The organism is Streptomyces sp. NPDC001941 (genome assembly GCF_040296945.1).
In the GTDB taxonomy this organism is placed as follows: domain Bacteria; phylum Actinomycetota; class Actinomycetes; order Streptomycetales; family Streptomycetaceae; genus Streptomyces.
In genome coordinates this window covers 17,800-40,956 of record NZ_JBEOYE010000080.1, presented here as the reverse complement: position 1 = coordinate 40,956, position 23,157 = coordinate 17,800, and the positions used below count along the sequence as shown (strand labels likewise).

General features: G+C 73.7%; 21 protein-coding genes. 17 read left to right on the top strand and 4 right to left on the bottom strand.

Going from position 1 to position 23,157, the window contains the following annotated elements; all coding sequences use genetic code 11:
* From ABT160_RS36115 to ABT160_RS36105, 3 genes are all read left to right on the top strand, one after another.
* Positions 1-953, top strand: a 953-nt coding sequence (locus tag ABT160_RS36115) for a glycosyltransferase (protein ID WP_351652224.1), incomplete at its 5' end; no start/stop codon positions are given.
* A gap of 45 nt (positions 954-998) precedes the next feature.
* The gene (locus ABT160_RS36110; protein ID WP_351652223.1) at positions 999-1,772 is read left to right on the top strand and encodes a hypothetical protein; all 774 of its coding nucleotides are present in this window, start codon (positions 999-1,001) and stop codon (positions 1,770-1,772) included.
* Between the two features lie 43 nt (positions 1,773-1,815).
* Positions 1,816-2,829, top strand: a complete 1,014-nt coding sequence (locus tag ABT160_RS36105) for a helix-turn-helix transcriptional regulator (protein WP_351652222.1) — start codon at positions 1,816-1,818, stop codon at positions 2,827-2,829.
* Here ABT160_RS36105 and ctaD read toward each other — a convergent pair.
* Entirely contained in the window at positions 2,732-4,480 is a 1,749-nt protein-coding gene (gene ctaD / locus ABT160_RS36100) for an aa3-type cytochrome oxidase subunit I (protein ID WP_351652221.1), read from the bottom strand. The genes ABT160_RS36105 and ctaD overlap by 98 nt on opposite strands.
* A 419-nt stretch (positions 4,481-4,899) precedes the next feature.
* Between ctaD and ABT160_RS36095 the strand changes: the two genes are divergently transcribed.
* Positions 4,900-5,115: an I78 family peptidase inhibitor gene (locus tag ABT160_RS36095; protein ID WP_351652220.1), complete on the top strand. Its 216-nt coding sequence runs from the start codon at positions 4,900-4,902 to the stop codon at positions 5,113-5,115.
* 155 nt (positions 5,116-5,270) lie between these two features.
* Here the strand turns inward: ABT160_RS36095 and ABT160_RS36090 are convergent, their stop codons facing one another.
* On the bottom strand, positions 5,271-6,248 hold the full coding sequence (locus ABT160_RS36090; RefSeq protein WP_351652219.1) for a phosphatase PAP2 family protein: 978 nt from the start codon (positions 6,246-6,248) through the stop codon (positions 5,271-5,273).
* A gap of 429 nt (positions 6,249-6,677) precedes the next feature.
* Between ABT160_RS36090 and ABT160_RS36085 the strand changes: the two genes are divergently transcribed.
* Together ABT160_RS36085 and ABT160_RS36080 are read left to right on the top strand one after the other, a co-directional pair.
* Entirely contained in the window at positions 6,678-8,300 is a 1,623-nt protein-coding gene (locus ABT160_RS36085; protein ID WP_351652218.1) for an MFS transporter, read from the top strand.
* A 99-nt stretch (positions 8,301-8,399) separates the two neighbouring features.
* Positions 8,400-9,578, top strand: coding sequence for an acyl-CoA dehydrogenase family protein (locus ABT160_RS36080; protein WP_351652217.1), 1,179 nt, complete (start codon positions 8,400-8,402; stop codon positions 9,576-9,578).
* A 50-nt stretch (positions 9,579-9,628) separates the two neighbouring features.
* Here the strand turns inward: ABT160_RS36080 and ABT160_RS36075 are convergent, their stop codons facing one another.
* Positions 9,629-10,066: a cell division protein SepF gene (locus ABT160_RS36075; RefSeq protein WP_351652216.1), complete on the bottom strand. Its 438-nt coding sequence runs from the start codon at positions 10,064-10,066 to the stop codon at positions 9,629-9,631.
* 289 nt (positions 10,067-10,355) lie between these two features.
* On the opposite strand from ABT160_RS36075, the gene ABT160_RS36070 reads away from it, so the two are divergent.
* Positions 10,356-11,525, top strand: coding sequence for a DUF5685 family protein (locus ABT160_RS36070; RefSeq protein ID WP_351652215.1), 1,170 nt, complete (start codon positions 10,356-10,358; stop codon positions 11,523-11,525).
* A gap of 115 nt (positions 11,526-11,640) precedes the next feature.
* Here the strand turns inward: ABT160_RS36070 and ABT160_RS36065 are convergent, their stop codons facing one another.
* The gene (locus tag ABT160_RS36065) at positions 11,641-12,585 is read right to left on the bottom strand and encodes an ABC transporter substrate-binding protein (RefSeq protein ID WP_351652214.1); all 945 of its coding nucleotides are present in this window, start codon (positions 12,583-12,585) and stop codon (positions 11,641-11,643) included.
* A 488-nt stretch (positions 12,586-13,073) separates the two neighbouring features.
* On the opposite strand from ABT160_RS36065, the gene ABT160_RS36060 reads away from it, so the two are divergent.
* The 10 genes from ABT160_RS36060 (at position 13,074) to ABT160_RS36015 (ending at position 23,143) form a co-directional block, all read left to right on the top strand.
* Positions 13,074-13,937, top strand: coding sequence for an amino acid ABC transporter permease (locus ABT160_RS36060; protein ID WP_351652213.1), 864 nt, complete (start codon positions 13,074-13,076; stop codon positions 13,935-13,937).
* Positions 13,934-15,718, top strand: a complete 1,785-nt coding sequence (locus tag ABT160_RS36055; RefSeq protein ID WP_351652212.1) for an FAD/NAD(P)-binding protein — start codon at positions 13,934-13,936, stop codon at positions 15,716-15,718. Before ABT160_RS36060 ends, ABT160_RS36055 begins: the two co-directional genes overlap by 4 nt.
* Positions 15,719-15,787: 69 nt before the next feature.
* Positions 15,788-16,678 carry an amino acid ABC transporter permease gene (locus ABT160_RS36050; RefSeq protein WP_351652211.1) on the top strand — a complete coding sequence of 297 codons (891 nt, stop codon included), beginning with the start codon at positions 15,788-15,790 and terminating at the stop codon, positions 16,676-16,678.
* A 59-nt stretch (positions 16,679-16,737) separates the two neighbouring features.
* The gene (locus ABT160_RS36045) at positions 16,738-17,490 is read left to right on the top strand and encodes an amino acid ABC transporter ATP-binding protein (RefSeq protein WP_351652225.1); all 753 of its coding nucleotides are present in this window, start codon (positions 16,738-16,740) and stop codon (positions 17,488-17,490) included.
* 125 nt (positions 17,491-17,615) lie between these two features.
* The gene (locus tag ABT160_RS36040) at positions 17,616-18,587 is read left to right on the top strand and encodes an ABC transporter substrate-binding protein (protein ID WP_351652210.1); all 972 of its coding nucleotides are present in this window, start codon (positions 17,616-17,618) and stop codon (positions 18,585-18,587) included.
* Positions 18,588-18,613: 26 nt separating this feature from the next.
* Positions 18,614-19,555 (top strand): LLM class flavin-dependent oxidoreductase, encoded by a 942-nt coding sequence (locus ABT160_RS36035; RefSeq protein ID WP_351652209.1) that lies wholly within the window; start codon positions 18,614-18,616, stop codon positions 19,553-19,555.
* Entirely contained in the window at positions 19,552-20,544 is a 993-nt protein-coding gene (locus ABT160_RS36030; RefSeq protein WP_351652208.1) for an LLM class flavin-dependent oxidoreductase, read from the top strand. The genes ABT160_RS36035 and ABT160_RS36030 overlap by 4 nt, the downstream gene beginning before the upstream one ends.
* Positions 20,545-20,549: 5 nt before the next feature.
* A complete protein-coding gene (locus ABT160_RS36025) occupies positions 20,550-21,344 on the top strand; it encodes a DUF1684 domain-containing protein (RefSeq protein ID WP_351652207.1) in 795 nt (264 codons plus the stop codon).
* Between the two features lie 263 nt (positions 21,345-21,607).
* A complete protein-coding gene (locus tag ABT160_RS36020) occupies positions 21,608-22,522 on the top strand; it encodes a S1 family peptidase (RefSeq protein ID WP_351652206.1) in 915 nt (304 codons plus the stop codon).
* Between the two features lie 141 nt (positions 22,523-22,663).
* A complete protein-coding gene (locus tag ABT160_RS36015; RefSeq protein ID WP_351652205.1) occupies positions 22,664-23,143 on the top strand; it encodes a hypothetical protein in 480 nt (159 codons plus the stop codon).
* The last annotated feature ends 14 nt before the right edge of the window (positions 23,144-23,157 follow it).

The window sequence follows — 23,157 nt, the reverse complement described above, 5'->3', positions numbered from 1 at the left end:
ACGTGGTGGTCGGTACCCGTCCGGGGCTGAACGTGCACATCGCGCGCCAGACCCGGCGCGGGGTCGTCCGGGTCGGCCAGGAACACCTCACCCTCGACAGCCACGGCCCCCGGCTGCGCCGCGAGATCGGCCACCGCTACGTCCTGCTCGACGCCCTGACCACCGTCACCGAGGCCGACGCCCGCGACTACCGGGACCGTCTGCGGCTGCCGGGGGTGCGGGTGGAGTCGGTGCCCAACAGCGTGCCCGTGCCGGGGGTCGCGCCGTCGGACTCGTCGGCGAAGTGGGTGGTGGCGGCGGGGCGGCTGACGGCGGTGAAGCGGTACGACGTGCTGGTCGAGGCGTTCGCCAAGGTCGCCGCGGTCCGTCCGGACTGGCGGCTGCGGATCTACGGGGCCGGGGACGCGACCGGCAACGAGAAGAACGCGCTGCGGGCGCTGATCGCCGAACGGTCCCTGAACGACCACGTGTTCCTGATGGGGCCGGTCAGCCCGCTGGAGCCGGAGTGGGTCAAGGGCTCCCTGGCGGCGGTCACCTCGCGCCTTGAGTCGTTCGGGATGACGATCGTGGAGGCGATGCGCTGCGGCCTGCCGGTGGTCGCGACCGACTGTCCGCACGGGCCGCGGGAGATCATCGAGGACGGCGTCGACGGCCGTCTGGTCCCGGTCGGCGACAGCGACGCGGTGGCCGCCGCCCTCCTGGAACTCATCCAGGACGACGACCTGCGCCGCCGCACCGCCGCGGCGGCCCTGGCCGCCTCCGCCCGCTACGACCCGGCCCCCATCGCCGCCCGCCACGCCGCACTCTGGACCGAACTCATCGCCGCCCGCCGGGCGCGCGGCGTCGCCCACCGCCTCCGCGACAGCCGCCACCGCGCCCGGGCCGCCGTGCTCGGCGCGGTCACCACCCTGCGCCGGACGGCCGCCGACGTCCTGCGCGGGCGCGGCAAATGACCGCGCCGCCCACCCCCGCCCGTCCCGCCCCCCCCGGGAGACCCCGTGAGCACCGCACCCGACCCCACGGCCCCCCGCGCCGACTGCCTCGCGGACTCGGCGGGCGGCGTCACCTTCGACATAGCGGACCCCGGCACGCCCCGGGCGACCCTGGTGCTGCGGCAGGACCGGGGCGACGAGGAGGTCCGGCTGCCGCTGGCCCCCGCTGGCGGCGTGCTGCGCGCCGTGCTGCCCGGCACGGTCGACCTGGCCGAGGGCTTCTGGGGCGTGTACGTCGACGACGTGCCCGTCCGGCCCGGAGTGCGGGACCTGCGCGCACTGGTGGACCGGGTCCCCGGCGGCGGCCACGTCAGCGTCCGCATCCCCTACCCCACGCCCGAGGGCGCCCTGGGCATCCGCAGCTGGGTGCGCGAACCGCACGCCGAGGCCGGGGACCTGGCGCTCGGCCCCGGCACGGTCACCGTCGAGGGCCGGCTGTACGGCGCCGTGGCCGGGCCGGACGCGGTCGCGCTCGCGCGCCTGGGCGAGGAGGTGCGCGAGGTCCCGCTGACGGCCGAAGGGCCGCGCTTCCGCTTCACCGTGGACCACCGGGAGCTGGCCGCGGCCGGCGGCGAGGGCACGCGGCTGTGGGGCCTGTGGGTGCGCCCGTCCGCGGACGCGGCGCCGGTGCGGGTGGCGCGGCTGCTGGACGACCTGTGGAACCGCAGGGACGTGTACGTCTACCCCGAGCACACCGGGGACGGCTGGCGGGCCGGGCCGCTGTACTCCACGTACAACGAGCTGTACGTCACGGTGACCGGCACGGTCGCCGGGAGCTGATCGCGGACAGCATCTGTCCGCGAGCCCTGGCAGACTCGGGCCCATGTTGGAGACCTCGGCACGACTCCTGCGGCTGCTCTCGCTGCTCCAGGCCCACCGCGAGTGGTCCGGCGCCGACCTGGCCGACCGGCTCGGCGTCACCGCCCGCACCGTGCGCCGCGACGTCGACCGGCTCCGCGAGCTGGGCTACCCCGTCAACGCCACCCCCGGCACCGGCGGCGGCTACCAGCTCGGGGCCGGTGCCGAGCTCCCCCCGCTGCTCCTGGACGACGACGAGGCCGTCGCGGTCGCCGTCGGCCTGCGCACCGCCACCGGCGGCGGCATCGAGGGCATCGGCGAGAGCTCGGTGCGGGCCCTGGCCAAGCTGGAGCAGGTCCTGCCGCACCGGCTGCGCCGCCGGGTCGGCGCCCTGACCGCCTTCACCGTCCCGATGCTGCGCACGCCCCGGGAGCGGGTCGACCCGGCCGTCCTCACCGAACTCGCCAACGCCTGCCGCGACACCGAGCGGCTGCGCTTCGAGTACCGCGACCACCAGGGCGCGTCGACCCGGCGCACCGTCGAGCCGTACCGCCTGGTGTGCACCGAGCGGCGCTGGTACCTGGTCGCCTGGGACCTGGAGCGGGAGGACTGGCGGACCTTCCGGGCCGACCGGATCGAGCCCCGCCCGCCGCACGGCCCGCGCTTCGCCCCGCGCACCCCGCCCGCCGAGGACCTGGCCGCCTACGTCTCGCGCGGGGTGTCCACGGCCGCGTACGCGGAGCGGGCGGTCATCCGGCTGCACGTGCCGCTCGCCGAGGCCCGCACCCGGGTCGGGCCGCTGGACGGCACGCTGGAGGCCGAGGGCGACGGGAGCTGCCTGCTGCGCACCGGCGGCACCGGACTGGACGTGCTGGTGGTCCACGTGGTGATGCTGGGCTTCGAGTTCGAGGTCCTGGAGCCGGCCGGGCTCGACGACCGGATCAGGGACGTGCGGGGCCTTCTGGACCGGGCTCTGGCGCGGAAGCGGCCGACGGACGCTCCTGCGCCCGCTCCTCCTTCCGGCCCCCCGTCGCGTTGACCGCCGCCTCGTAGGCCGCGAACTCCGGGTGGTGCAGGTCGAAGGCCGGGGACTCGGAGCGGATGCGGGGCAGCGTGAGGAAGTTGTGCCGCGGCGGCGGGCAGGAGGTCGCCCACTCCAGCGAGCGCCCGTACCCCCACGGGTCGTCGACCTCGACCTTCTTGCCGTACTTCGCCGTCTTCCAGACGTTGTAGAGGAACGGCAGCGTCGAGATGCCGAGCAGGAAGGCGCCGATGGTGGAGATCGTGTTGAGCGCGGTGAAGCCGTCGGCGGCCAGGTAGTCCGCGTACCGCCGGGGCATGCCCTCGGCGCCCAGCCAGTGCTGCACCAGGAAGGTGGTGTGGAAGCCGGTGAACAGCGTCCAGAACTGCAGCTTCCCCAGCCGCTCGTCGAGCATCTTGCCGGTGAACTTGGGCCACCAGAAGTAGAAGCCGCCGAAGGTGGCGAAGACGACCGTGCCGAAGACGACGTAGTGGAAGTGGGCGACCACGAAGTACGAGTCGGTGACGTGGAAGTCCAGCGGCGGCGAGGCCAGGATCACCCCGGTGAGCCCGCCGAACAGGAACGACACCAGGAAGCCCACCGCCCACAGCATCGGCGTCTCGAAGCTGAGCGAGCCCTTGAGCATGGTGCCGGTCCAGTTGAAGAACTTCACCCCGGTCGGCACCGCGATCAGGAACGAGACGAACGAGAAGAACGGCAGCAGCACCCCGCCGGTGGCGAACATGTGGTGCGCCCACACCACCAGCGAGAGCCCGGTGATGGCCATGGTCGCGCCGACCAGGGTGAGGTAGCCGAAGATCGGCTTGCGGGAGAAGACCGGGATGATCTCGGTGATGATCCCGAAGAACGGCAGCGCGATGATGTAGACCTCGGGATGGCCGAAGAACCAGAACAGGTGCTGCCACAGCAGCGCCCCGCCGCTCGCCGCGTCGAAGACCACCGCGCCGAACCGGCGGTCGGCCTCCAGGACCAGCAGCGCCGCCGCGAGCACCGGGAACGCGATCAGCACCAGGATCGAGGTGAAGAGCACGTTCCAGGTGAACACCGGCATCCGGAACATGGTCATGCCGGGGGCGCGCATCCCGATGATGGTCGCCAGGAAGTTCACCGAGCCCAGGATGGTGCCGAAGCCGGACAGCGCCAGGCCCATGATCCACAGGTCGGCGCCGATGCCGGGGGAGCGGGTCAGGCTGTTGAGCGGCGCGTAGGCGAACCAGCCGAAGCTGGCGGGGCCGCTGGGCACGAGCAGCGAGCCGAGCACGATCAGCCCGCCGAACAGGAACAGCCAGTACGCGAACATGTTGAGCCGGGGGAAGGCGACGTCGGGCGAGCCGATCTGCAGCGGGACGATCTCATTGGCGAAGCCCGCGAAGGTGGGCGTCGCGAAGAGCAGCAGCATGATCGTGCCGTGCATGGTGAACAGCTGGTTGAACTCCTCGTTCGTCAGCAGCTGCAGTCCCGGGCGGGCCAGTTCCGCGCGCATCAGCAGCGCCATCAGGCCGGCCACGAGGAAGAATCCGAAGGCCGTGATCAGGTAGAGGTGGCCGATCTTCTTGTGATCGGTGGTGGTCAGCCAGTCCACCAGGACGCGTCCCGGCCGCCGTTCCCGTGCCGGTTCGACCACGGCCTCCGCCGTCTGCGTGCCCATCGCTGCCCCCTCGCCGTCCGCGCCCGGGCTCCGGTATCGAGCAACACATCATGCGCGCGTCAGGCCCGCCTCCAACAGGGTGCGTACGCACGGGGATACGTGCTCCGGCCACGCGCTCCGGGGCGTACCGCTGTGTGAATTCTGCGGGGGATCCGTGAATTGTCCCTGGCCCGTCAATTGTCCTGAGAGCGCTCCGGGGGACATGGGGAACGCATTTATGAAGGCCGGAATTGTTCCTCGCGGACCGCTCGGGAATTGCTCGGAAGATCACCATGAACTGCACGTACGAGTGAAGCAGTTCGGACCAAACCCCTGTCGGCATCCTGTGACACAAGCGTGACCGGTGAGGTACCCGGGACGGTGAACGGGCCGGTAGGGGCGGGTTCCTCCGGCGCCCGGCGCCACCTACGGTGAGGGGCATGGCACCGACACCGCACACCCCACGAACGCCCGACGACCACCCCGACGCGTACGTCGGCCTGGGCGCCGACGACGCCGAGCGGCGGGCCCGCGGCCGGGGCTGGACCACCGTCCGCAGCCTGCCGCCGGGAGCGATCATCACCATGGAGTACCTGGTGGGCCGCCTCAACTTCGAGGTCGAGCACGGCGTCGTACGGCGCTGCTGGGCGGGCTGAGGTCCGCCCCGGCGGATCCGTACGGCCCGCGCGCACGACGAAGGCATGACGAAGGCCCCGGCCGGAGCCGGGGCCTTCGTCATGCCTTCGTCGTGTCTTCCTCGTGCGGGGGAGTGGGCGGTGCGTACCGTCCCCCGCGCCGTGGGGCGGGCGGGTCAGCCGGCGGTGGCCGGCCGCGAGCGCGGCGGGCGGCGGCTGCCGGCCGGGGTGACCGGGGTGCGCTCGGAGCGCACCGCCGCGTGGGTGCGGGGCGGTGCGAGCGTGGTGCGGGTGGCCGTACGGCCCGCGCTGCCCGCGCCCACCGGCTCGCGCACCGCGGGCTCCTCGCCCGCGGCGGCGCGGGGCCTGACCCTGGCGGGCCGGGGGCCGCCGGCCGCGACCGGCGTGGACGGCACCAGGCGGCGGCGCGCCCGCAGCTGCTCGCGCAGGGAGAAGACCAGGGCCTCGGCGCGGCCGATCAGCGGCTCGCACCAGGGCAGCGCCAGCAGGATCAGCAGGCCGGCCGCCCAGCCGAGGAGCACGTCGCTCAGCCAGTGGGTGCCCAGGTAGACGGTGGTCAGGCCGACGCCGAGGGCGACCATGGCGGAGAGCGCCGAGAGGTAGCGGCGGGCCCGCGGGGTGGTGGCCAGGTAGGCGAGGATGCCCCAGGTCACCACCGCGTTCGCGGTGTGGCCCGAGGGAAATATGTCGCCGCCGGCGAACAGCTCGGCCGAGCCGATCTGGGTCGCGTAGTGGGGGCCGAGCCGGCCGAGGCCCAGCTTGACCGCGCCCACCGTGATGTTCAGCAGCAGCAGGGCCGCGCCCAGGGCGAGCAGCGGCCGCAGCGTGTGCTGGCGCCAGGAGCGCCAGCCGAGCCAGGCCGCCACCATCACCGCGGTGGGCCCGCGCTGGCCGAGGACCACGAAGTAGTCCAGGAAGGCGTGCAGCTCCGGCCACTGCTGATAGGGCCGGAAGAGCATGATCTTCCAGTCGAGGAGCACCAGCCAGGACGGCAGGAGCACGGCCACGACGATCGCTAGATAGAACGCCGCCGTGCCGCCGAAGAGCCAGAGACGCGTGCGGGTCATCCGCGGGATCTCTATCTTCGGCGGTTCCGGCTCCCGGTCCAGTCGGGCAAAGATGTCGGTACGCACCCAATCGACGTTACAGCGAGTGAGTGACGGGCCAGGCCAATCCGGCGGCTTTGTGATGTCGCTGTGATGTGGAGTATGTCTCAGTGGCGCGCTTATTCCCGGCCAATCCGGAAAGCCGGATGACCTTGTGCCCTATTGCCGGGGCGGCCATTGCCGGAAGCGTGATAGGGGGCATCGGTAAATGCCGCGCCGTCTCCTTGTCCGGAATTCTCTCCTCCGGTGGCGGGCCGCGCCCCCGGGCCCGCCGGGCGGGCGGCGTGGCGCACGCCACACGGCGGGGCCCGCCGAGGTGAGAGCTGGACCACGCGCCGCGCGGCCCGACTCGCGTAACCTGACGGCTCACTCGCCCGTCGATGCCGGGCCGCCCCGGAGACCTCCGTCCCCGGCCGGCGCCCGCCGAGCGCGAGGGTTTCTTCTGGGAGGTAGTGCATGTCCGGGACGACCACGGCCGGAGCGCGGGTGCGCGCCGCCGGCGGCGGTGCCAACCGCTGGGTCGTCCTCTTCGTCCTCTGCGTGAGTCTCCTCCTGGTCGCGCTGGACGCCACGGTGCTGCACGTCGCGGTCCCCTCGGTGACCGAGGACCTGCGGCCGAGCTCCACGGCGCTGCTGTGGATCGTCGACGCGTACCCCCTGATCTGCGCCTCACTCCTGATCCTGTTCGGCACGCTCGGCGACCGGGTGGGCCGCCGCAGGATCCTGCTGCTCGGCTACGGCATCTTCGGCGCCGCCTCCGCGCTGGCCGCCCTGGCGCCGACGCCCGGGGTGCTGATCGCGGCCCGCGCCCTGCTCGGCGTGGGCGGCGCGATGATCATGCCCGCGACGCTGTCGATCCTGCGGGACGTCTTCCCCGACCGGCGCGAGCGCGCCACCGCCATCGGCGTGTGGACTGCGGTCGCCGCGATCGGCGCCGCCACCGGCCCGGTGCTCGGCGGCTTCCTGGTCCAGCACTTCTGGTGGGGCTCGGTCTTCCTGATCAACATCCCGCTGATGGCGCTGGTCCTGCCGGTGGGGCGCTGGCTGCTCCCCGAGTCGCGCGGCGGCGGCGACGGGCCGTGGGACGTGCTCGGCGCGCTGATGGCCGCGGCCGGCGTGCTCGGCGCGGTCCTCGGGGTGAAGCGGCTCGGCGCCGGGCACACCCCGCTGGACCCGCGCACCACGCTGCCGCTGCTGCTCGGCGCGGTGCTGCTGGCCCTGTTCGTACGCCGCCAGAGGCGCCGCGAGCACCCGCTGATCGACATGCGGATGTTCGCCCGGCCCGCCTTCACCACCTCGGTGGGCTGCATCGTGCTCGCGATGCTGGCGCTGGTCGGCCTGGAGCTGCTCGCCGTGCAGTACCTCCAGCTGGTGCTCGGCCTGTCCCCGCTGGAGACCGGGCTGCGGCTGCTGCCGCTGACCTTCGCCGCGATGGCGGCCGGGGCCTCCGGCTCGTACACCCTGCACCGGATCGGTCCGCGCCGGATGGTCGGCTGGGGCTTCGTGCTGACCGCGCTGGCGGTGCTGCTGCTGACGCTGATGGGCCAGCACGACCGGCCCGCGCTGCTCACCTGCGGCTTCGTCCTGCTCGGCTTCGGCCTGCAGACCACCCTCTTCGGGGCGTACGAGTCGATGCTCAGCGAGGCCCCCGCGGATCACGCGGGCGGTGCCGCCGCGATCGGCGAGACCTCCTACCAGCTGGGCGCGGGCATGGGCATCGCCCTGCTCGGCAGCGTGATGAACGCCGCCTACTCGCCCGCCCTGGCCCACGTCGCCGGGGTGCCGGACGCCGACGGCCACGCCGCGGGCAACTCGCTGGGCGAGGCGTACCAGATCGCCGACCGGCTCGGCGGGGTGGCGGGCGACGCCCTGCGCACCGCCGCGCGCCACGCCTTCGTCACCGGGCTGCACGTGACGCTGCTGGTCAGCGCGGGCCTGCTGCTGCTCGGCGCACTGGCCGCGCTGCGACTGCCGCGCAGCGCGGAGGCGCCGGCGCGGGCCGAGGAGCACGCCGACGTCCGGCTGCCGGGCTGCCGCACCCCGGTCGAGGCGGCCGGGTCTGGACGCACGGCACACTGAGCCGTAACGTCAGCGCCGTGCGTTAACTAGCATCGCTAGTTTCAAGCGGTGCCACGTCCTGCCCGTAGCGACCGCGCGAGCCGCCGGAGGCCACCCGCCATGCCCGCAGCACCCTTCGACCCCGCCGACCCGATCGGCATCGACGACCTCCTCGACCCCGAGGACCTGGCGATCCGCGACACCGTGCGCACCTGGGCCGCCGACCGGGTCCTGCCGCACGTCGCCGAGTGGTACGAGAGCGGCGAGCTGCCCGTGGTGCGCGAGCTGGCCCGGGAGCTCGGCTCCCTCGGCGCGCTCGGCATGTCCCTGACCGGCTACGGCTGCGCGGGCGCCACCGCCGTCCAGTACGGCCTGGCCTGCCTGGAGCTGGAGGCCGCCGACTCCGGGATCCGCTCCCTGGTCTCGGTGCAGGGCTCGCTGGCGATGTACGCGATCTGGAAGTTCGGCTCCGAGGAGCAGAAGCGGCACTGGCTGCCCGGCATGGCGTCCGGCGAGACCATCGGCTGCTTCGGCCTGACCGAGCCCGACCACGGCTCCGATCCGGCCGGCATGCGCACGTACGCCAAGAAGGACGGTACCGACTGGGTCCTCAACGGACGCAAGATGTGGATCACCAACGGGTCCGTCGCGGGCGTCGCGGTGGTCTGGGCGCAGACCGAGGAGGGCATCCGCGGCTTCGCCGTGCCCACCGACGCCCCCGGCTTCTCGGCGCCCGAGATCAAGCACAAGTGGTCGCTGCGGGCCAGCGTCACCAGCGAGCTCGTGCTGGACGACGTCCGGCTGCCCGCCGACGCGGTGCTGCCCGGCGTCACCGGTCTGAAGGGTCCGCTCAGCTGCCTCTCGCACGCGCGCTACGGCATCGTGTGGGGCGCCATGGGCGCGGCCCGCGCCTCGTTCGAGTCGGCGCTGGAGTACGCCCGGACCCGCGAGCAGTTCGGCAGGCCCATCGGCGGCTTCCAGCTCACCCAGGCCAAGCTCGCGGACATGGCCGTCGAGCTGCACAAGGGGATCCTGCTCGCCCACCACCTGGGCCGCCGCCTCGACGCCGGAAGGCTGCGCCCCGAGCAGGTCAGTTTCGGAAAGCTCAACAACGTGCGGGAGGCGATCGAGATCTGCCGGACCTCGCGCACCATCCTCGGCGCCAACGGGATCTCCCTGGAGTACCCCGTGATGAGGCACGCCACCAACCTGGAGTCGGTGCTCACCTACGAGGGCACCGTGGAGATGCACCAGCTGGTGCTGGGCAAGGCGCTCACCGGACTGGACGCCTTCCGGTAGGCCCGGCGGAGCCGGGGCCGGTCAGGCCGGAGGGCCGGTGAGCGCCCCGCTCAGCTCTGGTTGAAGAAACCGTCCTGCGCACGCCCCGCGGACTCCCCGCTGACGATCTGCGTGTCGGCGGGGGTCAGCAGGAAGACCCGCGTCGCCACGCGCTCGATCGAACCGCGCAGGCCGAAGGTCAGGCCCGCCGCGAAGTCCACCACGCGCTTGGCGTCGGAGGGCTCCATCGCCGTGAGGTTCACGATGACCGGCACGCCCTCGCGGAACAGCTCGCCGATGCCGCGGGCGTCGCGGAAGCCGTCCGGGGAGACCGTCGCGATCCGGCGGCCCTGTACCTGGGCGCTCTCGGAGGCCACCCGCACCCGCGGGTCGGTCACCCAGGCGTCGCCGCCCTCCGCGGCACCCTCGGTGTACTCGTCGTCGTAGTACCGCTCGTCGTTGTCCTCGACGAGTCCGAGCCAGGCACTCGCCTTGCGCACCGATCCCATGGACGCCTCCTTCCGGTCGCGGTCACTTGTGGTTCCGCATATCCCTATGGTCGTCCATGATGCGGATCGCGCGCCAAGTGGATAGCCGCCGCGCGTGGGATTCGTGACGGTACTGGTGCAGAACATCTGGCGTTCCGTCAAGGTTTCGCCTGTGTACGGGCCCTGAGGGGGACTCAATCCTCTCAAAATATAAATGTTGAGACAGATGGGTGAGGTGGGGGACGTACGGGTGAACGGATCACTCGATACGATGCGTGCCGCACAAGCGAACGACTCTCGGGGGAGCGCCGTGTTCGGAATCGTCAGGCCCTGTACGCACCGGCTCACCGAAGGCCTGAAGACGGAGTGGATGGCCCATCTGTGCGGCCTGTGCCTGGCACTTCGGGCCGACCACGGCCAGTTCGCCCGGGTCGTGACCAACTACGACGGCCTGCTGGTCTCGGTCCTGACGGAGGCTCAGACCGGCACGCTGCCCGCCGGACGCCGCACCGCGGGCCCCTGCCCGCTGCGCGCGCTGCGCACCGCTCCGGTCGCCAGGGGCGAGGGGGCCAGGCTGGCCGCCGCCGTCTCGCTGGTCCTGGCGTCGGCCAAGGTCCGCGACCACGTCGCCGACGGGGACGGGCTGCTGGCCCGCAGGCCGGTCGCCGCCGCCGCCCGCCGGGTGGCGCGCGGCTGGGACCGGGCCGGGGCGCGGGCCGGGCGCGCCGTCGGCTTCGACACGGCGGTGCTGGTCGACGCGGTGGACCGGCAGCTCGGCATCGAGTCCCTGGCCGGCCCCGGCACTCCGCTGCTCACGGTGACCGAACCCACCGAGACCGCCACCGCCGCGGCCTTCGCGCACACCGCCGTCCTCGCGGGCCGGCCGCACAACGCGGCCCCGCTCGCCGAGGCCGGCCGGCTCTTCGGCCGCCTCGCGCACCTGCTGGACGCGGTCGAGGACCAGGAGGCTGACGCGGCGTCAGGAGCCTGGAACCCGCTGGCCGCCACCGGCACCGCCCGCACCGAGGCGCGCCGTCTCGCCGACGACGCGGTGCGCGGCATCCGGCTCGCGCTCAAGGACGCCGACTTCGCCGAGCCCCGCCTGGTGCACCAGCTGCTCGCGCACGAGCTGGGCCGCTCGGTCGACCGGGCCTTCGGGACGACCACCTGCGGCCACGCCGGCCACGGCGACGGGGCTCCCCGCGGCGAGCACGGCCACGGCCACGGGCGCGGCCCCGTGCTGCCGCCGCACTTCGGCGGGCCGCGGCGACCGGACCCGCGCGGGCTGGTCGCCGGCTGCGGGATGTTCGCCGCGCTGTGCTGCACCTGCCAGATGTGCTGCGCGGAGGAGTACGAGGGCCCGTGGTCCCGCAAGAAGCGCGAGGGCTGCTGCCGGGACTGCGACTGCGACGGGTGCGACTGCGACTGCGGCTGCGACGGCTGCGGGGACTGCTGCTGCTGTCCCTGCGACGGCTGCTGACGCGGGGTCACCAGCCGCACGGGGCGCGGACTCCTGGGGTCCCGGGCGCCTAGGGTCCCGGGGCCCGGACCCCTACGGCCCCGGACCCCTGCGCCCGCACGGTGCCGGAGGAGGGTCAGCGGATCTCCGGCGGCGAGATCCGCGACGTCTCGATCGCGGACTCGCTCGTGCCCCACTTCTTCAGGATCCGGTCGTACGTCCCGTCGGCCTTCAGCCGGTTCACCGCGGCCTGGAAGGCGGGGGTGAGCGGGCTGCCCTTCTTGAAGGCGAAGCCGACGTCCAGGCGCTTGAACTCGTTGAGGAACCGCACGCCGCTCTGCTGCGACACCGCGTACCGCAGCCCGTTGATCGTGCTCATCACCACGTCGCTGCGGCCCTGCTGCAGCGCGATCCACTGAGCGCCCTGGTCGTTGTAGGTCTGCACCCCGTACGGCTTCTTGCCGGCCCCGGCGCACTTGTCCTTCTCGCGCTCCAGCGTCGCCTCGAAGGTGGTGCCCGCGCCCGTCGCCACGTTCAGCCCGCACAGCTGGGTGAGGTCCTTGACCTCCTTGAGGCCGCTGTCGTCGCGGACGGCGAAGCCCTGCCCGTCGTTGATGTAGGTCACGAAGTCGATGGTCCTGCGGCGCTCGTCGGTCACCCCGAAGTTGCCGGTGCCCAGGTCGTACTTCCCGCTGCCGAGCGCGGGCAGGATCACCTCGAAGCTCGCCACCTCCCGCTTCACCTTGAGGCCGAGCACCCGGGCCACCGCGTCCGCGAAGTCGATGTCCTGGCCGACCGGCGTCTTCCCGTCCGCCAGGAACGTCGCGCCGGGCGGGTTGCCGACGCTGGCCGCGACGGTCACGGTGCCCCGTGCGCGTACGTCCGCGGGCAGCAGCTTCCGGGCCGCCGGGTCCGCGCGCACCGCGGACACCACGTCCTCCTTCGGCGGCTCGGCGCCGGCCTTGCCCGCGGCCGCCGCGCCCGCGGGGGCCGCCGGGTCGCCCGAGCCGCACGCGGTCAGGGTCAGGGCGGACGCGGTGATCAGGGCGAAGGCGGCGGCGTGGCGACGGGCGGTTCTCATGGCGTGGGAGCTCCAGGTCCGGCAGGCGAACGGGCAGCGCGGAGCCGCGGCCACGGGCGGCGGGCACGGAGCTCCGCCGCGCGGCCGGAGCGGCGACGCGGAATGAGGGAGGGGAGGTTCAGCGAGGTGCTGGGCGTGTGAAGGCGCGGGGGCGCGGCGCGCGGGAACGCGGCGGGCAGCAGGCGGTCGCTCGTCGGTGCCGCGGCGCGAAGGGCGGAACCGAAGGGGAAATCAACAGGAAGAGGACCACACGCGACCGAAGTCGATGTGGGAGCGCGTGACCAGCCACTGCTGTGGATGCATGGCCCAAGTGGAACAGGCATCCGTTTCCGCGTCAACTGGCATGAGACGTACGGCTCACAGTGCGGACAGGCTTGACAGCGGACCGTCCCCACCCCATAGCCTCAAGGGCGGATCGTGCTGAGGGGCTCGGTCCGCGCTGTGAAGGCACTTCCCGTGTTCGAGCCTTGCATCCACGGAGCCTTCGCATGTCCGCGACCCTCTCCAGCCCTTCCAAAACTCCTTCCCCGGCGCCCGTCGACCCCGTCGGGACGCCACCCCGGATCGTCCCCGCCCGCCGCACCGGCCAGTGGACGGCCGCCGCGGTCGTCCTCGTCCTGGTCGGCCTCGGCCTCGACTCCGTCGTGCGCAACGAGGCGTTCCAGTGGGACGTCGTCGCCGACTACTTCACCTCCACCGCGGTGCTGCGCGGCCTCTGGCTCACGCTCTGGCTGACCGCGCTCGTGATGGTGCTCGGCTTCGCCCTCGGCACCCTGCTCGCCGTGATGCGGCTGTCCGCCAACCCCGTGCTGCGCGCGGTGAGTTGGGGCTACGTCTGGTTCTTCCGCTCCACGCCGATCCTGGTGCAGCTGCTGTTCTGGTTCAACATCGGCGCCCTCTACCCGCAGGTCTTCGGGGTCAGGACGGTCAACCTGCTCTCCGCGGTGGGCGTCGCCGTCGTCGGACTCACCCTGCACGAGGCCGCGTACGCCGCCGAGGTGGTGCGCGGCGGCATCCTCTCCGTCGAGCGCGGCCAGCTGGAGGCCGCCCAGTCGCTGGGCCTCGGCCGCTGGCGCCGGCTGCGCCGGATCGTGCTGCCGCAGGCGATGCGCTCCATCGTGCCGCCCGCGGGGAACATGCTGATCGGCACCCTCAAGGGCACCTCCATCGTCAGCGTCATCGCCGTGCAGGACCTGCTCTACTCGGTCCAGCTCGTCTACCACCGCACCTACCAGGTCGTCCCGCTGCTCCTGGTCGCCACCCTCTGGTACGTCGCCGTCACCTCGCTGCTCAGCGTCGGCCAGCACTACGTCGAGAAGCACTACGCGCGCGGCACGGCCGGTGCCCGGTGACCGCCTCCCTCGCCGTCGTCGGCGCCGGGCCGCGCGGCACCGGCCTGCTGGAGCGGCTCGCCGCCAACCTGCCCGAGCTGTACGGGAACCGGCCCCTGGAGATCCACCTCGTCGACCCCTACCCGCCCGGCGGCGGCCGGATCTGGCGCGAGGAGCAGTCGCCCCTGCTGTGGATGAACTCCATGGCCGAGGACGTCACCCTGTTCACCGACGACACCGTGGAGATCGACGGGCCCGTCCTGCCGGGGCCGACCTTCGCCGAGTGGGCCGGGCTCGACGGCCCGTCCTTCCCCAGCCGCCGGGCCCAGGGCGGCTACCTGCGCTGGGCCTACGAACGGGCCCGCGCCGCACTGCCGCCCACCGTCACCGTCCACGAGCACCGCGCCCGCGCCACCCGGATCAGCGGCCCCCGCGACGGGCGCCAGCGGGTCTGGATCGAGGGGCGCGCCGAGCCGCTGGAGGTCGACGCGGTGGCGGTCACCATCGGCCACCTGGACGCCCGGCTCGACGCGGAGCAGCAGGGGCTCGCGGACTTCGCGGACCGCCACCGACTGGTGCACCTGCCGCCCGACTTCACGGCCGACAGCGACCTGTCCGCGCTGCCCGCGGGGGAGCCGGTCCTGGTGCGCGGCTTCGGCCTCGCCTTCGTGGACCTGATGGTGCTGCTCACCGAGGGGCGCGGCGGTCGGTACGCGCCGGACGGCAGCTACCTGCCGTCCGGGCGGGAGCCGGTGCTGCACGTCGGATCGCGGCGCGGGGTCCCGTACCACTCCAAGATCGGTTACGTGCTCGACGGCGAGCGGCCCCCGCTGCCGCGCTTCTTCGGACCCGAGCAGACCGCCGGACTCCTGCGTCTCGAAAGGCCGTTGGACTTCCGGAGCGACGTGTGGCCGCTGATCGAGAAGGAGCTGGGCTTCGCCCACTACCACCGGCTCTTCCACGCGCACCCCGGGCGCACCGCGGGCGGCTGGTCCGCCTTCGAGGAGAAGTACGCCCTGTGCGAGCCCGGCGGCCCCGAGCTGGACGCGCTGGTCGGCGCCGCGGTGCCCGACCCCGCCGACCGGCTCGACCTGACGGCCCTGGACCACCCCCTGGACGGGGTGCGCCACGACAGCCACGACAGCCTCCAGGACGGGCTGCGCCGCTACGTCGAGGACGACCTGACGCGCCGTCACGATCCGGCGCACAGCCCGGACCTGGCGGTCTTCGGCGCCCTGCTCTCGGTGTACGGGCAGCTGCTGCGGCTGGGCGAGCTCGGCCCCTGGTGGCACGGCTTCTTCAGCTACCTGGCCTCGGGCCCGCCGGGCCCCCGGCTGCGCCAGCTGCTCGCCCTCTCGCGCGCCGGGGTCGTGCGCTTCCTGGGCGCGGGCATGACGGTGGAGGCCGACGAGGAGCGCGGCCTGTTCCGCGCGGGCAGCGCCACCGTCCCCGGCCGGCACGTCGAGGCGCGGGCCCTGGTCGAGGCCCGGCTGCCCGACCCCACCCTGGAGCTGACCGGCAGCCCGCTGCTGCGCTCGCTGTACGAGGACGGCGCCGAGGCCACCCCCACGGGCCTGCTCGCCGTCGACCCGGCGGACGGCCGCATCCGGCAGCGCGACGGCGGGGCCCCGCACCCGCGGCGCTTCGCGCTCGGCCCGCACACCACGGCCCGCGGCGGCGGCGCCTTCACCCGCCCGCGCACCGGCGGCGCGTCCTTCCGCCAGAACGACGCGACCGCGCGCACCGCCCTGGGCCTGCTGCGCGACGCCTCCTGTCGCAGCACGGAACACCCCGCCTCCTGAGCGCCCGGGCGCCGCACCGCGCGGCGCCCGCGGGCCCGTTCCGCCTCCCCGCCGCCCCGAAGGAACCCCATGTCGCTGACCAGCGATCCACCCGTCGCCACCACCGCCGCGGACACCGCCCCGCCCGACCGGCCCGTCCCGCTGAAGGTGGTGCCCGTGCGCCACCCCTGGCGGTGGGCCGCCGTGGCCGCCACCGCCGTCCTGCTCGCCCAGTTCGTCCACGGCCTGGTCACCAACCCGGCCTGGGAGTGGGACGTCTTCGCCCGCTTCTTCACCACCGAGACCATCCTCAAGGCCGTCTGGACCACCCTCCAGCTCACCGTCTACGGCACCGTCCTGGGCTTCGCCCTCGGCATCGTGCTCGCCTTCATGCGGCTGTCGGCCAGCCCGTTCCTGCGGGCCGTCGCCTTCGCCTACATCTGGGCCTTCCGCTCGATCCCGCTGATCGTGCAGCTGCTCTTCTGGTTCAACCTGGCCTACCTCTACAAGGAGGTGCAGATCGGCGTCCCGTTCGGGCCCGGCTTCGCCTCCTTCGACACCATGGGCCTGGTCGGGGCGATGAGCGCGGCCGTCCTCGGACTCGCCCTGCACCAGGCGGCGTACGCGGCCGAGATCGTGCGCGGCGGCGTGCTCGCGGTGGACGCGGGCCAGCTGGAGGCCGCCGCGGCCCTCGGCATCCCGCGCGCCCGGCAGCTGCGCCGGATCGTGCTGCCGCAGGCGATGCGCTCGATCCTGCCCAACGCCGCCAACGAGATCGTCTCCCTCTTCAAGGGCACCTCGATCGTCTCCGTGATGGCGATCGGCGAGCTCTTCTACCAGGTGCAGGTCATCTACGGGCGCAACGGCCGGGTGGTGCCGCTGCTGATGGTCGCCACCGCCTGGTACGTCCTGCTGACCACCGTGCTCTCCGTACTCCAGCACTACGTCGAACGCCACTACGCGAAGGGGAGCACCCGATGAGCTCCGACAGCCCGTCCCTCGTCAAGGAACCGTCCGCCTCCGGGGCGCCGGCCGCCCCCATGGTCGAGGTCCGCTCCGTGCACAAGAGCTTCGGCTCCCTCGAAGTGCTGCGCGGCGTCGACCTGGAGGTCGCCGCGGGCCAGGTCACCGTCGTCCTCGGCCCGTCGGGGTCCGGCAAGTCCACGCTCCTGCGCACCATCAACCACCTGGAGAAGGTGGACAGCGGCTGGGTCAGCGTCGACGGCAGCCTGATCGGCTACCGCCGCTCCGGGGACAAGCTGTACGAGCTGCGCGAGCGCGAGGTGCTCAAGCAGCGCACCCGGATCGGCTTCGTCTTCCAGAACTTCAACCTCTTCCCGCACCTCACGGTCCTGGAGAACGTCATCGAGGCCCCGGTCTCCGCCCTGAAGCGCCCGCGCGCCCAGGCCACCGAGGCCGCGCGCAGGCTGCTGGAGCGGGTCGGGCTCGCCGACAAGGCCGACGCCTACCCCCGCCGGCTCTCCGGCGGCCAGCAGCAGCGCGTCGCGATCGCCCGCGCGCTCGCCCTGGAGCCGAAGCTGCTGCTCTTCGACGAGCCGACCTCCGCGCTCGACCCCGAGCTGGTCGGCGAGGTCCTGGACGTCATCAAGGACCTGGCCCGCCAGGGCACCACGATGATCGTCGTCACCCACGAGATCGGCTTCGCCCGCGAGGTCGCCGACACCGTCGTCTTCATGGACGGCGGCCGGATCCTCGAACAGGGCCCGCCCTCCGAGGTCCTCGACGCCCCGCGCCACGAGCGCACCCGCGCCTTCCTCTCCAAGGTCCTCTGAAGCCCGAGGTCCTCTGAAGCCCGAGGGCTTCTGAAATCCGGGGTCCTCCGAAGCGGCGATCCCGCTCCCCGTCGACACCCCCGCTCATCCCGTACCCGATCACACCAGTAACAGGAGTCACGTACGTGTACGCACGCCGCACCCTCACCGCCCTCGTCCCGCTCGCCGCCCTCACCCTGCTCACCGGCTGCGGCGCGGGCGACGCCGCCACCGAGTCCATCAAGCCCAAGGGGCAGGCCGGTACGGGCATCAACCTCGGCCCCGACCAGAAGCGCGTCCACACCACCAAGGACGCCGCCGCGGCGGCCAAGGTCCCCGAGGCCGTCCGCAAGAGAGGCACCCTCAGGCTCGGCACCAACACCGGGAGCGTCCCGCCCCTCTCCTTCTACGCCACCGACGACAAGACCCTGATCGGCGTCGAGTCCGACATCGCCACCCTGGTCTCCGACGCGCTCGGCCTGAAGCCCGAGTTCGAGGCCGTCTCCTGGGAGAACCTCTTCGTCGGCCTGGACAGCGGCAAGTTCGACGGCGTGTTCTCCAACGTCACCGTCACCGAGGAGCGCAAGGACAAGTACGACTTCGCCACCTACCGGCTGGACTCGCTGGCCTTCGAGGCCAAGAAGGGCGGCGACTGGAAGGTGAAGGGCCCCGCCGACGTGGCCGGGAAGACCATCGCGGTGGGCTCCGGCACCAACCAGGAGAAGATCCTCGTCGACTGGAGCGAGCAGAACACCAAGGCCGGGCGGAAGCCGGTGACGATCAAGTACTTCCAGAACGCCTCCGACTACTACCTGGCCCTGCAGTCCGGCCGCATCGACGCCTACCTCGGCCCCAACCCGACCGCCGCCTACCACGTGGCCGCCGCCGGGCAGACCGAGATCATCGGGCAGTTCTCGGGCGGCGGCGCCGCCGTCCAGGGCAAGATCGCCGCCACCACGAAGAAGGGCAGCGGCCTGGCCGCGGCCTACCAGGCGGCCCTGGACCACGTCATCGAGGACGGGACCTACGCCCAGGTCCTCAAGCGCTGGGGCCTGTCCAACGAGGCCGTGCCGCGCTCGGAGCTCAACCCGCCGGGCCTGCCCCGCACCGCCAACTGACCAGGACCGCCCGCGAAAGGCACCCGATGTCCCTGCACCTGGCCGCCGAGATCGGCGGCCCCCCGTCCTGCGACGCCGAGCGGTACACCGCCCTGGCCCGCCTCGCCGAGGAGGGCCGGCTGGACTTCGTCACCCTCGACGACTCCTTCGTACGGCCCGGGCTCGACGCCCTGTCCGTACTCTCCCGGGTCGCGCCCGCCACCGGGCGCATCGGCCTGGTGCCCACTGTCAGCACCACCCACACCGGCGCGGCCGGGGCGCGGGCCGCCGTCGCGGCCCTCGACTGGGTCAGCGGCGGACGGGCCGGGTGGCGGGTCGAGGTGTGCACCAGCGCGGCCGAGGCGGCGCTGTTCGGCCGCTCCGCCGTCCCGGCCGACGAGGCCTGGCGGCGGGCGGGGGAGGCCGCCGAGGCGGCCAGGGCGGACTGGGACCGCGGGCGGCCCGGGCCGCCGCAGGGCCACCCGGTCGTCGTCGCCGACGGCACCGGGGCGGCGGGCCGGGACACCGCCGCCCGCCACGCCGACGTGGTCCTGCTGCGGGCCGGCACCCCGGAGGAGGCCGCCGCGGGCCGCGCCGACGTCCACCGCAGGGCCAGGGCGCACGGCCGCGACCCGGCCGCCCTGCGCGTCCTGGTCTCGCTGGTGGTGGACCTCGGCGAGGCGGAGGCGTCCTGCGAGCCCGGCCTGGGCGGCTGGCCCCGGTCCGCCGCGGGCGGTGCCCACTTCAGCGGCGGGCCCGTCGAGCTCGCCGACCTGGTCGCCCGCTGGCACACCGGCGGCGCGGCCGACGGCTTCCACCTGGTGCCGATCGCCCCCGCCCGGGACCTGGAGCGCATCGTCAACGGCACCGTGGCGCTGCTCCAGCACCGCGGCCTCTTCCGCACCTTCCACCCGGGCGGCACCCTGCGCGAGCACCTGGGCCTGGCGCGCCCGGCCGCCCGGTACGCGACGGCGGGGGGCCCGGCATGACCGCCCCCGCCGCCCCGATGCACCTGGCGGCCCACGTGCCGGACGCCAACGGGACGGCCGACGAGGGGAGTTCACGCCGGGGCGGCTTCGCGGCCCTGGCGGAGCTGGCCAGGACCGCCGAGCGCGGGCTCTTCGACTTCCTGCTGCTCGGCCGCGGCACGCGGCCCGACGGGGCGGCCGACGCCCCCGAACCGCTGGCCGTGCTCCCCGCGCTGGCCGCGGTCACCGACCGGCTCGGCCTGGCCGGCACCCTCGGTGCCGCCCTCGGGGCCCCGTACGACCTGGCCCGGCGCGTCGCCAGCCTCGACCACCTCAGCGCGGGGCGGGCCGGCTGGCACCTGGCGGTCGCGCCGGACGACGCCGCCCGCGCCCGGGCCGCCGAGGCCACGGCCGCGGCGCACGGCCTGTGGGACTCCTGGACCCCCGAAGGGGCGCCGCGCCCCTTCGCGCACCACGGTCAACACCACGCGTTAGAAGGCGAGTTCACCGTCCCGCGGTGTCCCCAGGGGCGGCCCGTGGCGATCCTGGCGGGCGAGGCGGGGCAGGACCGGGAGTCCGCCGCCGCGCGCGCGGACGTCCTCCTCGTGCGGCACGACACCCTGGAGGAGGGCCGCGCCTTCTACGCCGACGTCAAGTCCCGGCTCCCGAGGTACGGGCGCGCCCCCGGCGACCTCCTGGTCATGCCGGTCGTCACCGTGGTCCTCGGTGCCACCGACGCCGAGGCGCGCCGGCGCGCCGACCGGCACGGCGGTGCCCGGCCCTCCTTCGCCGGGGCGCCCGCCACCGTGGCCGCCGCCCTGGACTCCTTCGTCGCGGGCGGCGCCGCCGACGGCTTCGTCCTGGCGTCCGGCGGGGCGTCCGGCGGGCTCGACGACTTCGTCGCGCGCGTCGTCCCGCTCCTCCAGGCGCGCGGCGCCTTCCGCACCCGCTACACCGGCACGACCCTCCGGTCCCACCTCGGGCTCCCCGAGCCCGTATGGAAAGGTTGATCAGCATGAGCACCGAAGCGCACGACCCCCGGCAGGACTGGCGGGACTGGCACGCGGACCGCACCGCCGCGGTCACCGCGCCGTACGGCCCGCTCGCCCTCACCGGCACCCACTGGCTCGCCGATCACCCGGAAGGGCGAATTCCGGCCGTGCCCGGGCAGTGGCGCGAAGAGGGCGGTGAAGTGGTCCTCACGGCCACCGCCGAGGACGGCCTGAGCGTCGACGGGAAGCCCCTGACCGGGGAGGTCCGCCTCACCGCCGACAGCGGCCCGGTCGCCGACGCGCGCGTCTCGGCGGGGGAGCGGCGCCTGGTGCTGCTGGTCCGCGAAGGGCTGTGGGCGGTACGGGACTTCGACCCGGAGGCGCCCGCCCGGCGGGACTTCCCGGGCATCGCGGCGACCCCCTACGACCCGCGCTGGACGGTGCCGGGCACCTTCCGCCCGTACGGCGAGGAGCGCAGCGTGCGGGTGCCCAACGCGGACGGGCGCGAGCGCGGCCTCGGGCTCGGCGGCGAGCTCTCCTTCACCCTCGACGGCGCCACCCACGCCCTCCAGGTCACCGTCGAGGCGGACGGCGCGCTGTGGGCCGTCCTCGCCGACGCCACCAGCGGAGACGGCAGCCACCGCTTCCGCTTCCTGCGGCCCGGGATCCCCGCCGCGGACGGCTCGCTGACCGTCGACCTCAACCGGCTGCTGCTGCCCCCGTGCGCCTTCTCCGACGCCTTCATCTGCCCCTTCCCGCCCCCCGGCAACACCCTCGCCGTCCCGCTCCCGGCGGGCGAGCGGAACCTGGCGGCCTGACGGCCCGTCCCACCCCCGCGGGAGGCCCCACGGGCACCGCCGCACCCCGGCGGCAGCGGTCGCTGCCGGGGCGCGGCCGCGTGCGCCCGTGCGGCGGCCGAAAGGCGCCCTTGCGGCACAAGTTGAAGGCCCGAATACTCCCGAGCAGCGCTTGTCAGGGGGCGCCGCCGTGGCCGAAAACCGGTCCGCCGCCCGCCTTCTGGCTGCGCCTCACGGGCCCGACACCCCACTGCGGGCCCCCGTCCCCTCGGGAGGAACGAGAAGTGAGGATCAAGCGCACCACCCCCACGACCCCTACCAGCGGCATAGCCAGACGGCTCCGGATCCTCGGCGTCACCGCCACCGGTCTGGCGGCCGCCGCCGCGCTCACCGTCCCCACCGCGAGCGCCCAGTCCCAGCAGTCCTTCAGCGCGAACCAGCTCTCCGCCACCAGCAGCGCCGTCCTGGGCGCCGACGTGGCCGGCACCGCCTGGTACACCGACCCGGCCACCCGCCAGGTCGTGGTCACCGCGGACTCCACCGTCTCCCAGGCCGAGATCGCCAAGATCAAGCAGGCCGCCGGGAAGAACAGCGCGGCCCTGCGCATCGAGCGCACCCCGGGCAGGTTCAACAAGCTGATCTCGGGCGGCGACGCCATCTACGCGTCCAGCTGGCGCTGCTCCCTGGGCTTCAACGTCCAGGACAACAGCGGCAACTACTACTTCGTGACCGCGGGCCACTGCACCGACGGCGCCGGGACCTGGTGGTCGAACTCCGCCCACACCACCACGCTCGGCACCACCGCGGGCTCCAGCTTCCCGAACAACGACTACGGCCTGGTGCGCTACACCAACGGCTCCGTCACCAAGTCCGGCACGGTCGGCAGCCAGGACATCACCAGCGCGGCCAACGCCACCGTCGGGATGTCCGTGTGCCGCCGCGGCTCCACCACCGGCATCCACTGCGGCACCGTCACCGGCCTCAACGCCACGGTCAACTACGGCGGCGGCGACATCGTCTACGGGATGATCCGCACGAACGTCTGCGCGGAGCCCGGCGACTCCGGCGGCCCGCTCTACTCGGGCAGCCGCGCCATCGGCCTGACCTCGGGCGGCAGCGGCAACTGCTCGTCCGGCGGCACCACGTTCTTCCAGCCGGTGACCGAGGCGCTCAGCGCGTACGGCGTCCACGTGTTCTGACGGACGGCCGCTCCGGCGCACTCCGCCCGGACCTCCAGAGCCCCCGCCCGGATCCCGGGCGGGGGCTCGACGTTCTGCACACGTCTGGGAGGATGTGAGAGCGGTCGGGCACGCCGAGAGACAGACGGGGGTCGCGAGTCAGTGAAGCGCATCGGAGTGACCGGCCACAGATCCCTTCCCGAGGAGGCCGTCCCGCACATCCGCGCCGCCCTGCGGTCCGCCCTGTGCGGTCAGGAGGGCTCGATGGAAGCGCTCTCCAGCCTGGCGGCCGGGGCGGACCAGATCTTCGCCGACATCGCCCTCGCCTGCGGGGCCGAGCTGACCGTGGTGATCCCCAGCGGGGACTACGAGGCGGACTTCGACCACCCGGAGGAACTAGAGCGCTACCACTGCCTCAAGGAGCGGGCGTCGCGCGAGGTCCGAATGGCCTACGACCACTCGACGGACGAGGCCTACTACGCGGCGGGAACCTACATCGCCGACAACTGCGACCGGCTCATCGCCGTCTGGGACGGCCGCCCGGCGCGCGGCCTGGGCGGCACGGGCGACATCGTCGGGTACGCGCGCCGCGCGGGCACGCCGGTGACCGTCATCTGGCGGCCGGGCACCGAGCGCGCCTGACGGCACTGACGCTC